The sequence below is a fragment of the Pseudomonas sp. C7.1 genome (assembly GCF_056312395.1).
In genome coordinates this window covers 176,453-189,389 of record NZ_JBWDTL010000001.1, presented here as the reverse complement: position 1 = coordinate 189,389, position 12,937 = coordinate 176,453, and the positions used below count along the sequence as shown (strand labels likewise).

The window sequence follows — 12,937 nt, the reverse complement described above, 5'->3', positions numbered from 1 at the left end:
TCGGCGTGCGAATGGTTCAACCGCATATTCATGCAGCTCAGTTAACCCTGTTACAGGAACATGCTCATGTCCACCTGGGTATAGTTCAACTGCTGTCGGGCAAGGTGGATGGTGGTCATGGTCACAATGGGACTACTTCTTCTACACACAAATATGCATTGGTTGAGCGAACGATAGGTTTGCCAATCCGGTGTGTGGCGCGGTGGCGGCGGTGTAAAAGGACAATATGTTTATCGCGGTCAGTATGTAGGCTCTGTAGTGCTTACTACGGGTGCAAGCGCGGCAATTGTGCAGGTGACTGGAGGAAGCGCGGCAAGTTGCGGTGGAGATGGTGAAAATCGCTTCTTCCTAACAGCAGGAGTCGGGGGATCGACTGTCGCAACCTCGGTCAACAACAATGCCGACTATGGAAAAGCCGGCAATATATCTTTTGGTGTACCTGAAAACACAAGTTATTCAATTACCTCGACTCCATATAACTGCCCAGCCGGCGTATTTCGTGTATTCGAGTTTCAGATTTAATTGCCAATCCGGCGTGTGGACGGCTGGTGGATCAATCCGGTTTGGGGGTGCTTACACAGGCATAGGCGCAATGGCAGAAACAGGTTGTGGAGTGGCTAACCCTCAAACTGGATGGTGCAGTTGCCCCCCTGGATTTCTTTCATATTTGACAGGATTTAGTTATGCCGGTGGAACTCCATATTACTGGTATCGAATTTGCCAGAAGTAATCATCTTGCCAATCCGGGGTGTGGACATCATCTTCGGTTGAGGCTCTTACTCCGGCACCTACTGATTCCGGCTCTTACGCTTGGCGCTCTGCGATTAGTATTTGCAGAAACATGGGGTCGGAGTGGAGAGTCCCATCAATTACCGAGCTTGTGACTCTCTATGATAATGGATTCCGAGCAACTAACAGCTGGTATGTTACGCAGTCAATTGACTTGTACCCAGTCAGTGATGCGTCAGACTATCGAATACGGCTTATAAATCTATCCACTGGCGCAATAACACATGGTGTAGAAACAGCGGCATATCGGCTTCGCTGCGTAAAAGGTCTTTGACGCCGAAAGGCTATATATGAAATTTTATCAGCATAATTTCTGCCTATAAAACCATTTGCCATGACTGGTATCTCTTATTGATTATGGCACTATAACTATTTGGCTAAACCCAGCGCAGTAATATGCGTGATAACTACCAACTACACGTTCTGAAATTGTCACGCAATTAGCGCCAGGAGACACTGAAAACATACAAGCGAAAAGCTTGTTAGATAGATAGTTTATTCAAGCCGACATATCTCATACGTACTGTCTGTAACAACCTCGCCCATCCCACACGATTTTTGCTTTCGACTAATTAAGGCCCCTGCGGTGTATCCCGGTCTGGACGCAGCGCACACACCATCCCATAAGGTTCTTATACCCCATGACCAACTTGAGCAATTGATTGGAAAATTTGAGGAGCCTCTACAAAACTGGCTTCGAGAGACATACTTATTGTTCGCATCAAATCTGCAAACTAGCTTTGGCTTAACGCAAGGCTGCCATCCATTGCCGGGTTCACATTCAACCATCGACCATTTGTTGCCACCTCCAGGCGATTGCGGAACTGGCTCCCATGCACCAAGCGCTATACCTGAGAAGGCATAAATTATCGCTGTGAAAAATACCCCTGCACTACTTGCAAACATATAGATCACCGTTGATATCAAATGCAAAAGAACCCTTGGCGAAGTTGCCGCAGGCCTGGGATGAAGAAACTAATGAGGGGTTGAATGCAGTATCGCGAACCCACACACCGGATTGGCAATCACAACTCCAGAACAACAACATGCGAAGCGATAACGCGCTCAGTAATTGTCACACTATGCGATCCTGGGGAGACAGGAATCATGCAGGCAGCAGAAGCATGGTAGTTATGTTCAGACCCGAGAGTTGTTTCAGTTCCTCTATCTCTTGCGCACAGAAAGCCATTCACAATGATATTTGTATAGAGATCGTTGCCTTTTCTAAAGCTCGATCCACTGGCGAAAACAATGGCGTCCTTTGTGGTTACGAAGTTGAACGTCCCGCCCGCAGCGCGCTGTTCAAAAAATGTAATCCTGGCGCTTCCGCCCCCTGCCCACACGCCGGATTGGCAATCACCGACCACATAGGCCTACATGCATTCGATTTCTCCTATGGGAGTTGGAATCGATCCCGGAGAACGCACGATTTATGAGGGTATATCCTGCTGGGCAGGTTGGATTACATGAACAGCCGGTTGATGTACACATACAACTGGCTACCAGCTGATCGGCGGCAGCAGTGTTGGCCTTCCACACACCGGATTGGCAAGATGATCACTGACAGCATATAGCTATGGACGTAATTTTTGCAGATGAGCCGGCGCCAACTCTTGAGCATGTAACTGATGTGTCAGTTACAGCACTGGGGTTAGCGTCGTATTGAATACTGTCCCCACTGGAATCCGTTGAACGACAGGCTAATCCCGTAAGCATTTGACCTGTTGAACAGGTACTTGTCGCGTACAAACTCCCCGAGCCTGAGTCTGAACCCGTAACGCGGTTACACGAACTAATTCCATTGCTTCCTTGCCACACGCCGGATTGGCAAAACTCAATCAATGCAGACCGATTTACAAACTGTTATTCCAGATAAGGCACTTGATGATGATGCTCTTAACGTCCAAGTCAAACCGTTACTGTATGTTTGGCAACCACCGGCATCACTAGCATTGTTCAGATAGTTTGTTGTTAAGAAACATACCTTATGTGATCCGATATCTGTCTCTACTACACCGCTTGTTGAAATTGTGTATTCATTCGAGATCGCTAGCCCGGCCACAGACCAAACACCGGATTGGCAAGAAAGTGTCATGCCGGTCGCCGACCTAGCAACGGCCCCATTTGGCGAGCAGCCGGTGTTCTCAGCAACGACTTTGGTCAGTCGCAGGTCTTCGTTGAGAGTTGTTACCCCGTTAACTGCGAGGCTGCCGAGGATGCCGGTGTTTCCAGCGATTATTGAGCTTGCTGTCAGCTGGCCGTTGACCACAGCCGTGCCAGTCGCCGTTATGGTTGCCGCTGTGAGAGCGGCGGCTGATACCTGCCCGCCTGCCGAAATGTTCCGCACCTCTGTGATGTCGTTGTTGCCAAGCAGAAGGTTGGTGCGCATGCGGTTCAGCTCTGCGTTCCCAGTTGCGACACGCGAAAGCTTTTCGTCCAGCGCAGGTTCACTCCCTGGAGGGCCAATCGTCGAGCGGATGGTGAATGTTGCTGCGTTGACGATACGTGTGCCCGGCAGGCCGTTCGCAAGAACACCGTCCCAATCTTCGGCCGCACTCTGGTCAACACTGAAAGTGTTAGTCGTGCATGAGGTCGAGATGGCCGAGTTGTACTTGTTCGTTGCTGTGATACCGCCGATCAACGGTGGGGTCGTGGACTGGAGCGCAGAGATGGCAGTAAGGCATGTTGCACCTCCAGGCCATGTACCGTTTGTTGCTCTGAATGACTTGGCAGCATTCAAGAGTTCCTGAGTTTCCTGGATGGTCACGGTGGCTCGCCTTTCATTCAAGGTGGCCACGATATTGGGGGTCTGCGCGACCGCCAGTAGCGCCATGATCGCCAGTACCACGGCCATCTCTACGAGAGAAAAGCCTGCCTGTGATTTGGTTTGTATGCTCATGCTACTCAGACCTTTAGGAGGTGTGCTGATTGCTATTCCGGGTTCTCGACCAACGCTGATTGCACTTAGGGAAATCAGGCCCTCAGCATCAATCCGCATACAGAAATTCAGTCGGTCCTTTCGATTCTGTTTGATCGAAAAATGCTCGGCAACCGAATCGCATGGTAAAAGCGGTGTGTGTTGTTTTTTCCCTCAAGATAGGTTCGCCGGACTGTATCTCCATCAGCTTTTCCCCCTTTAACCTGCCAGATTTTCCACCCCAATCGAGTGCGCCGGGGGCTTCGAACCAATAGAGTTGCTTTGCCTCCGGGGTCTGTACCCCGTGGCTACAACAACCAGATTCTGCCCCTGATAAACACGAAGACTTTTTATTAGAGCGGCCCATTTCGAGGACTCAGATTTGAACGAGAAAGTGCTACCACTCGCTATGACTGGGCTGGCAACAGTGATGCTGGCCGTTTCTGGGGCAAGCCTTTTTGTCTCGCTACAGGCAGCCAGCACAGTTGCTGCCCTTTCAGAAAAGGTGGAACGGTTTGAGCGGAGTCAGAACGGTGCACTGGCTCGGTTAAATGAGCTCGATGCTGGAATGCTTGCGATCGTCCGGGTACAGAACATCGATGGTGGGGCGCTCTCTAAGGCCATGGCACTGGAAATGGCTGAGATGCGCGGTGGCGCGAGCGCCCCAGCGCCGGCGCTGAAAGTCAGCGATGACCAAACGAAAGAACCCGTACTGGCAATCGCTACGGTCGTAAGCCCGGAGGTTCCACCGCTAAGCGCTGCGCCGGTAAAAGCTGCTGCGATTGAAACCCTGGAGCTGTCACCCTCAGTCCAGGCGGTTACGGTCCAAGTAAATGCTCAAGGCGCCAAGCATAGTGCTGCGGCGGCCGGCAAAGATTTCGAAGCTATTGTCCAAGAGATGAAAAGCACCACCCCGGCAGAGCCGGGGCCGGATGTTGCTACTACTCCAACAGCCACGGCGGCACCGACAATAGCGACTGTCGATTCAATACTGGTAAAGCGCATCGGTGAGAACTGGTCGAAACCGGCCGGTGAGACAAAGGGACTGGTCGCTGAGATCATCATGAAGATGAGTCGAGATGGAAAGCTTGATGACGCCACCGTTAGCCGCAGTAGCGGAAACGACAAGTTTGATCGCTCGGCAGTTCAGGCATTGAAAAACATGGGCACCATACCCGAGATCAGTAAGCTCGATGATGCGACCTACAACAAGGCCTATCGCAACCGAACCATCCTCTTCTCTCCTGAGCTGATGGGCGGTTAAGGCCCATGCCGAGTCCTGAGCACGACCGCCTGGTTGGGATCGGCGCAAGGTGGTTCCGCAAAAACGGCTTCCCTGTTGTCATTACAGAACTGTTCTGTTTTGGCAGCAGGGAGCAGCCCGATGTACTGGCTTTTCGGAGTAGCACTTCCGCGATAATCGAGGTCAAGGTCTCCCGCGCCGACTTTCTCGCTGACCGACACAAGCCGGAGCGGTCTTCTGGGGGCCTGGGCGAGTATCGCTTTTATCTCTGCCCAGAAGGCCTTCTCAAGGCAGAAGAACTCCCACCAGGTTGGGGGCTGCTTTACGCAACCGGCCGATCAGTGACCGAGATTGTCAAACCCAAAGGCAATTTCTGGCCGCCCCTCGATGCCCCCCAGGAGTTGGCTACTTTCACTGCTGATTGGGTGCCCTTCCAACACCAGGCCGATGCTAGAGCTGAGCGCCAAGCGCTTTTCAGCATTGCTCGCCGGCTTTCTAAATCGCAGTCATCTGTAACTGCGGTGAAATCCAAGTAGAGGAAGCCTCATCTATTCCCCGTATCGCCGACACTAAGCAATGTCTTTGTGTTGTGGTGCCGGCGCGGGGGATGGCTGCTTAGGCATCGGGGGTTTACCGCCACCTGAGTCTCCGCCACCACTCCTGCCCCAATTATCAAAGTAGAGGTATTCGGCTTCGGCGTAGAGCTCCCTGATTTGCTGATTAACTGCCTCGGCTCCTGTGCAGTGATGTTTTCGCCAGGACGTGAGTGCGACGGACCAGTCGATCAGTAGTGGTGATGGGGAATGCCGAGTTCGACACCAGTAGTATTGGAAATCGAGCGCGAAATTTTCAATGTCACAGCAAGGCATAGTGCGTGTCTTGGTTAGCGTGCGCAGAGACCAGTATGCATCCGGTTACGACGGTGAGAGTTGGAGTCGATGCCAGAAAACGCCCTGTTGATCAGCGTGTAGCCTGCGGGGCAGGTAGGGTTGCAGGCGCACCCTGTTGTAGTGCACATGCAGCTTGCGACGCGAATGTCTGGCGTCTCGAAAGCATTCTGAAAAGTACCGCCCTGACAGGAGAGCAGTGAACCAGCGGCGGTACGTCCTACAAGGCCTGTGCGGGTGCACGGGGAGCCTTCTGTCACGACCTTTTCAATCGCCACCCCGCTAAACGCCGCGACTTCACCGAAGAGCTGCGACGGGCCGACAGTTGCGAGCTGTCCCCGGACGACTGTTTGCCCTGTGGACTCCAGCGTGTTGGCTACGACACCGCCGCTGGCGTTGAGGGAAACAGTTGAGATGTTGTTCACCTCGGTGATGTTGTTGTTTCCCATCAGGAGCTGCGTCCGCATGCGGTTAAGCTCTATGTTGCCAGTTGCCACGCGCGACAGCTTGGCATCCAGAGCCGGCTCACTGCCCGGAATACCAATCGCGGAGCGAATTTGGAACGTGGAGGCGTTTACGACAGTGGTGCCTGGGAGCGTATTTACAATGGTTTGGTCCCAGTCATCAGCGATCACCTGATCAACGCTAAAGGTGTTGGCAGTGCAGGACGTGGTGATGGTGTTGTTGTACTTGTTGGTCCCGGTAATGCCAGCCAGCATCGGCGGAGACGTACCTGAGAGAGCAGTGATCGCGGTAGAGCAAGTGGCGCCGCCCGGCCAGGAGCCGAGCTCATGACGATACGAGCGGGCTGCATCCAGGATGGCCTGGGTTTCCTGGGCGGTGGTGTGTGCCCGCTTTTCGTTGATGACGTTGGCAATGTTTGGGGTCATTGCCATCGCGACTAAGGACATGATCGCCAGAACTACGGCCAGCTCAATGAGGGAAAATCCTCGTTGCCTTCCTTTGTGAATGCTCATGCCTTGCTCCACTGAAAACTTCCTCTATGCATCTGGTGTGACTGGCTGGTTACACAACCGTGGATTCTCGGCTAGGTACTTTTACCGGGCAACCGAATCGGCTGGTAATTCCGGTCGGCTCACATTTCCCGGCGAAATAGCCCATCTGACACCCAATTCACCAAGCTACCCTCACCAATCACTACCCTCTCCCGCTGTCAAAATGGAGTGTGGGTAGTCGTTATACTGGTCAAGGTGACACCGCCCCGATTGAGTGACTGTGGATGAAAAGCAAGCCCGTGTTCCCAGCTGTTAGTAACCCCGGTGATCTTCTTGCTCAACAAGTTGAAGCCCACGGTCGCGTTCAGGCCTACAAAACGGTGGGCCGCTCAAAAAATACTGATAAAACCTATGCGAAGGCGACGGATGACTTCCTCTACAACTGGCGAGGTTTTCTGCCTGCTGGTGAGAAAATGGTGGAGGGATACATTTCCTGGCTCGCCGGCCGCAATTACGCGGTGAGCACAATCAAGCTTCGCCTCGCGGCAATTGCTGAGTGGCATCGCACGCAAGGCCACCCTGACCCGACCAAGGGGGCTGGTGTAAAACAGACACTGGCAGGAATCGCGAAGACACATGGCCGTCCACCACGGCAAGCAACCCCAATCGCCTTTGATCACCTCAAGACGATGGTTGCTCACCTTGAGAAACTGAAAGCCCAGGCCTGGAGTCGAGGCGCTAAGTCCGAGTACCTTCAATGCTCCCGGAACATTGCATTCCTCTTGATTGGATTCTGGCGAGGCTTTCGCAGCGACGAACTCTCGCGCATGAAGGTTGAGTTCGTGACCGTCTACAAGGGAGTTCGGATCGAAGTTTTCCTTCCCTACACAAAGACTGATCAGGATGGCGCCGGGAAAACCTATAAAACGCAGGCCCTCAAATTCTGTTGCCCGGTCGAGGCCTATTGCCGGTGGATTGAGGATGCCGGTCTGGTAGATGGCTTTGTGTTTCGCAAGGTGGATCGCTGGGGCACGGTCTCCAAATCAGGATTGAATCCTCGCAGCTTTGGGCCACTGCTTAACCAGATCGCTGCTGATGCAGGCCTGGACGTTCATTTCTCCACGCACTCCATGAGACATGGCTTCGCAAGCTGGGCGGCAGATATGAACTGGGATATTCGATCGGTGATGAGTTATGTCGGCTGGAAGAACGTGAACAACGCTTTGAGGTATATGCCCGAGCGACATGACTTCGGCGATCTCGCTTTGGCGCCTTCACTGAATAGCTCGGTTAGGGCGTCGGTGAAGAGTGAGGTGGCCACGGGACAAGTTGTTGCTGAATCGATCATCCCCACAGATAATCGATCGCGTCCGTTTGGTGCGGACGAGGGGAGCGCCTAGGGATGGGTGCTCCCCTCTTTGTTTCAGTCTCTAACTGCCCAGTTGTTATTGGGGTGCTGGTGCTGGATTAGTGCCTTTTGACCTGTTTTCGCTTTTTTCGGTCGCGAACCCCTGCTTCGCCTTTTTGGTCTCATTGGCATCGGTCTTTGCAGTTTCCCAGGCTTCTCGCACTGTTTTGGTTTGAGCTATCAGTGCGTTCAACACATCAAATGTGCTGTCGGCAGACGAAGCCAGGTTGGTGGTGTTCGCCCCACAAGCGCTGTGCATATCTACCGAGCCCTTTTCAGGCAGTTTGATTGTCTGCACATACCGAGGGTCGGCGATGGTCGCGGCAAACTGCTTTTCCCCGAGCTGGCCATTGTGAACTGTAACGGTCGCAGTTCTGCACGCTGAGTAGAAGATCGTCTCCTGAGGTGTGTGCGCTGCGCGATCAGCAAACACCTTCACATCGATGGCGTCGTTTGGGATCGCACCAAATTTGACTGTGAAGTTTACGGCCTCTGTACTGCCTGCTCGGGTGAGCTTTCCATCAACTGGTGCAGCTTCGCGCTTCACCCCGGCCGACCGAAGTAGTGCGTGAGTGTCGATCGATAAAGGCAGCCCCGCTTCCGCATCTGCGTCAGTGGTCATAGCCATTACCCCAAGAAGACCAATCAGAAGCCCACCGGCCCCCTCGATGTACTCTTTGCGCTTGTCCTCGACCTCGGTGCCTATGCTTGCCAACAGATCGGTATTGTCCCGTTTAGTGACTTTCAGGTGGGTTGTCACGCCCCATGGATCAGCCTGGCGCAGGAAGAATCTAGTTGGTTCGCCAGTTGCGGCGACGGCCTCAGCAGGAATTGAGAGCATCTGTGGCGGCTTTTTCTTCTCAGCGTCCGGATAGTCGATAACCAGCTGGCTCTTGGCCAGGCTGAATTTGGTCAGACCCTCAAAGTCTCCCTTGTAGGTATCCGACTGTTCAGGTGGTATCTGGTAAAGGGCTTTGGGTTGACTGGAGCAGCCGGCGAGTATTGCGAGGGATAGAGTTGATGCGGTGACCATGTGTAGGCGCATGTTGATCGTCCTTGTGTGTCCGTAATTTATGTCAGCCACCTACATCCAGTATGGCCGGTAGCCATCACTCAAATTAGAGCTAGTTTGAGGTGCTGTCCAACCGGCTCCGAAAATCCCTTAATGGTCAACCCGCCACCAGAGAGGGCAGACATCAAATGACCGATTTCGTGACGGGGGTCTCACGGTAGCTGGCGCGGATTTTTGGGATGCTGCTTGGTGTTTTGGAGGGGCTGCCCTGGGAGCTGCGAGGTAGACGCCCGCACTGCAAAAAGCGGTTTCGCAATTTTGACGCCTGCATTTCGTCGGAACTTTTCCTGCAAGGTGATTGTCTGGCGCCGCCCTAAAATGCCTTGAAAGCCCAGTTCCAGCGCGGTTTGTGCCGTTTTGGTTAACAATCGTGCACTAAGTCTCATTCCCGAATCTCGGGTTCGACGCTTGGCATAGCACTTTGCTGCTAGTACCATCGCCGCACTCGATCACAGATCGGGATATAGCGGACTGTTGATGCCTTTGGCACGCAGCACGCAAATTGTGCAGGGGAGGATGAGCCCCTGGCGGTCGCAACGAAGGATGGTGTTGCTTAAATCCCCTCCTTAGTTATGCCCCCTATGGCCATCGGGAACCCCAGCCGCAGACAGGTTAGTGTCCCTTTGGGGGGGTGTATGAATACAATGTCAGTTGTGACGGCGGAACCGTGCGCGCCCGACTCAGTGTCGGATGCCCAGCGTAAATTCCATGAAAGAGTTATCGAGCTCTCCAGGCGTTTCACTGCTAAAGAAGTAGCACGCGCATTTCTGGTCTCTACCCAGTTTATGCGCAAGTACGGCGATGATAAGGGCATAACATTTGCCTCGGCCGAGAACAGGGCTCCTGATCTCACTCGCAGACTACGGCGAGAACTGGCCCGCCTCAAAGAAGAAGCTCGGGTTCGGCAGCTCAAGCCGATCCAACCCTCCCCCGGCGAAAACGGCCTGGTTCTATCCCCGGCGCTTGATGCGGCTTCCCGCAAAGCGTTGATAGATCGCGAGAACCAGTTCATCGAGCGCCTGATGGTTCTTTCCAAGACCCATACCCTCAATCAAGCCCAGCGAGCTACCCACGTAAACTTGCGTGCACTGCGCCGTATTGCGTATGACCACGGTATCGTTTTCACTGATCAGGTTGAGCCCTTTAACGAAGAGGAAGCCAACGCGACGTTGGTAGAGTTCTCTCAGAACGGGAATCACATGTTCAAGGGGCTGCCAAAAGCCGCGCGCTTATGCCTGGTTGGTTTCCTGACGCCCAGCTCTCTAACACGCTAGGGTGTTGAATCGAAGAAAGGGATCGTTATTACGATCCCTTTCTCGTTTCTGTCGATCATGGAGTTTTTGTGAGCATCAATCTAAAGCCAGCATTCGACATTGCAATCCTAAGTGCGCGCCAAGCGCATCCTCAGCCTGCCCCGTCTCTGGCCGTCGCGGGCTTGACTGCTGCTGACCAGGTTGCGCCAAGCCACAGTCCAGTTCCTGAGTCATCCAGTCCTGCGCTCGTTGATGAGCAAGACTCCGGCGCGGCGCCTTTCAAGTCACTCAAGGATTGGCTCTGCGAAGATATGAGCCGAGAGGACATGGATTTCGGCCTCAACTGTGACTTTGATCTGCCAACGCCGATGCGAAACGAGCACCTGGCGCACTCGGTCTGGAGCCTGTGGTTCGGATCGGCTCAGAACGCTACGCGGGCAGCAGACATTCTGCATAACGTGCGGACACCCGAAGTAGCGCTGCTGTTGAAGCGGTTTCGCCGTAGCCAACCAACCGCCCTTCTCACTATGGCCAACTGCTCTATTCGCATTGGTGCAATGTTTTACCCGCACTTGTCCGCCGAGGATGGCCGGCTTGCAAACCCCAAGGTCAGGCTGGAATGGAACCTTCGGCAAATCCTTGGCGTTGAAGAAGAAAGAATTCGCGACACTCTCGCCAACCGGACGGCTGTTGAGATCGCCGCCGAGATCGTGCGGCGATGGCCTTTCATGCAGGTTATGTTCGACAACGGTGCCTATCACTCAAACTACGCCGACACCCTGCTATTCCTCGCTGCTATCAGCGACAAGGTGAAAGCGAACGGTATGAGCGCCCTGGAGCGTGCACGAGTGCTATTGGCCGGCAATGTCCTGTTTCACTACTGCACCCCCCGCCTTGCCGCTCTAATTGCTATTCACGCTCCCGACCTCAAGGAGTGCGTTTCCTACCAGTTTAAGTTCGCCGGCGTCACCCTGAGCAGTCGTGCCGCCGACAAGAGCATTTGGGAGCAGGTCGGTATTGCCGAAACTCACGCGACGATCGCCTACCTGATGCAGGTCGTAGCCGAGGACGCACGAGCTGGTTCCGCCAGCCAAACCCTGGTGGCGGTTGAGGGTGTTGAACCGCGCGTTGTTGTACAGGCGGGAATACCGCGCACCATCGCTGCCCTATATCAACAGTTCTGTACTCAGGAGGCAGCGCCGCGTTACCAGCAACTACTGGATGCTTTTGACCGGTACAGCGTCGCCCTTGAAATCAAGGTCGATGGAGAGACCCTGCCGAGGAATCTGGTAGGCCGACCGGTGGAGTTCTTCGCGGTGGCCGATCAAACAAAGGCCCTGCAACTGGTTAAATCGCTGATCAAGCAGGAGTCCGCTGCATTCGATATCGAGGCGCTGCTTGTTGATGCTGAGAAGCGTATGGCCAACCTTAGCAAGGTGCACGCGAAGATCACTGAGCTCTCAAAGGTTCCATCGGTCTCTGGGATGTTGCAGCTGGCGACCCTGGCCGAAGAGGCTCGTAAGGAAATCCTGTCGCACAGAGAGTGGTTCCAGGTCGCCATGAAGGACAGCGAAGCCTACTCGGCAGTGTGGGCGGCCTTCTACGAGGGCATGAAGGCTTTGCTGCCGGCACTCCCTGCGCCGGGCCCCAAGCAGACTCCACCGGCCAAGGCCAAGAACCAGGATATGCCGCGCCTGGTCGCCGCGCCTGCGCCGGCCGTAATACCTGAAAGTGAACAGATGGCAGCTCTACGCAATGCGCTGGCTACCGCCCAGGCCAACGAGAACCACCTGCGGCACGAGTTGGAAGGTGCACGGTTTGAGGCCCATGGTCTCCGGCAGAAGGCAGAGGCCCTTCGGGTGTTCACCACCAAGGAAGATCACATGCAGTGCAATCCATCCTTGATTCGTCGTGTTGTGGCGCGCGAGGCCCTGGGCGCTGATGAGGTGCTGGCCTACATAGATTTCATTGCCGGCGAGCGTGTTGTGATACTGCCCAGCGCTTGGGAGTCCGTCGCGGAATATCCGCCTGTATTCGGTTCTGCCGATCGCATGCTCGATCTGCTTGATCGCTTGGTTCACCCGTACCTTGATGCAATCAACAGCGGTAAACCAGATTCCGAAGCGCGGGACTTGCTCGGAGGTAAGTCATATTCCGCCCAGGAGTCCCAATCGACTCTCAGTTCAGCCAGGCTTCGCGCTATGCGGGAATTCCAGTACCTAGGGGAGACCCACGTTTTCAAGAAGCACCTGCGCGTCTGCAACCAGCCGGGCAAGACATCTATGCGCATCTTCTTTGAAATATTCGAGGGCCGCGTGGTGATCGCTTACGCCGGGCCGCACCTCGAAGTGAGTTCCAGCACTTAACGATTGCAACACAATGTCGGCCCTCCGATTGGGCCATTCGCTAAAG

8 protein-coding genes are annotated in these 12,937 nt (G+C 54.2%); 5 read left to right on the top strand and 3 right to left on the bottom strand.

Annotated elements, in window-relative coordinates:
* Nucleotides 1-2,623: 2,623 nt before the first annotated feature.
* Entirely contained in the window at nucleotides 2,624-3,688 is a 1,065-nt protein-coding gene (locus AC0T4W_RS01070) for a prepilin-type N-terminal cleavage/methylation domain-containing protein (protein WP_476314967.1), read from the bottom strand.
* 400 nt (nucleotides 3,689-4,088) lie between these two features.
* Here AC0T4W_RS01070 and tolA point away from each other — a divergent pair, with 400 nt between their 5' ends.
* Nucleotides 4,089-4,970: a cell envelope integrity protein TolA gene (gene tolA / locus AC0T4W_RS01065; RefSeq protein WP_476314964.1), complete on the top strand. Its 882-nt coding sequence runs from the start codon at nucleotides 4,089-4,091 to the stop codon at nucleotides 4,968-4,970.
* Between the two features lie 5 nt (nucleotides 4,971-4,975).
* A complete protein-coding gene (locus AC0T4W_RS01060; RefSeq protein ID WP_476314961.1) occupies nucleotides 4,976-5,485 on the top strand; it encodes a hypothetical protein in 510 nt (169 codons plus the stop codon).
* Nucleotides 5,486-5,832: 347 nt separating this feature from the next.
* Here the strand turns inward: AC0T4W_RS01060 and AC0T4W_RS01055 are convergent, their stop codons facing one another.
* Nucleotides 5,833-6,813 (bottom strand): type II secretion system protein, encoded by a 981-nt coding sequence (locus AC0T4W_RS01055; RefSeq protein ID WP_476314958.1) that lies wholly within the window; start codon nucleotides 6,811-6,813, stop codon nucleotides 5,833-5,835.
* A gap of 263 nt (nucleotides 6,814-7,076) precedes the next feature.
* Here AC0T4W_RS01055 and AC0T4W_RS01050 point away from each other — a divergent pair, with 263 nt between their 5' ends.
* Nucleotides 7,077-8,192: a tyrosine-type recombinase/integrase gene (locus AC0T4W_RS01050; RefSeq protein WP_476314955.1), complete on the top strand. Its 1,116-nt coding sequence runs from the start codon at nucleotides 7,077-7,079 to the stop codon at nucleotides 8,190-8,192.
* Between the two features lie 45 nt (nucleotides 8,193-8,237).
* Here the strand turns inward: AC0T4W_RS01050 and AC0T4W_RS01045 are convergent, their stop codons facing one another.
* Nucleotides 8,238-9,245: a hypothetical protein gene (locus AC0T4W_RS01045; protein ID WP_476314952.1), complete on the bottom strand. Its 1,008-nt coding sequence runs from the start codon at nucleotides 9,243-9,245 to the stop codon at nucleotides 8,238-8,240.
* A gap of 662 nt (nucleotides 9,246-9,907) precedes the next feature.
* Here AC0T4W_RS01045 and AC0T4W_RS01040 point away from each other — a divergent pair.
* Both AC0T4W_RS01040 and AC0T4W_RS01035 read left to right on the top strand, forming a co-directional pair.
* On the top strand, nucleotides 9,908-10,546 hold the full coding sequence (locus AC0T4W_RS01040; RefSeq protein ID WP_476314949.1) for a hypothetical protein: 639 nt from the start codon (nucleotides 9,908-9,910) through the stop codon (nucleotides 10,544-10,546).
* A 68-nt stretch (nucleotides 10,547-10,614) separates the two neighbouring features.
* Entirely contained in the window at nucleotides 10,615-12,891 is a 2,277-nt protein-coding gene (locus AC0T4W_RS01035) for a hypothetical protein (RefSeq protein WP_476314946.1), read from the top strand.
* The last annotated feature ends 46 nt before the right edge of the window (nucleotides 12,892-12,937 follow it).

Coding starts and splice junctions, on each gene's coding strand:
- AC0T4W_RS01070 (WP_476314967.1), bottom strand. CDS start 3,688: ATGAGCATACAAACCAAATCACAGGCAGGCTTTTCTCTCGTAGAGATG.
- AC0T4W_RS01060 (WP_476314961.1), top strand. CDS start 4,976: ATGCCGAGTCCTGAGCACGACCGCCTGGTTGGGATCGGCGCAAGGTGG.
- AC0T4W_RS01055 (WP_476314958.1), bottom strand. CDS start 6,813: ATGAGCATTCACAAAGGAAGGCAACGAGGATTTTCCCTCATTGAGCTG.
- AC0T4W_RS01050 (WP_476314955.1), top strand. CDS start 7,077: ATGAAAAGCAAGCCCGTGTTCCCAGCTGTTAGTAACCCCGGTGATCTT.
- AC0T4W_RS01045 (WP_476314952.1), bottom strand. CDS start 9,245: ATGCGCCTACACATGGTCACCGCATCAACTCTATCCCTCGCAATACTC.
- AC0T4W_RS01040 (WP_476314949.1), top strand. CDS start 9,908: ATGAATACAATGTCAGTTGTGACGGCGGAACCGTGCGCGCCCGACTCA.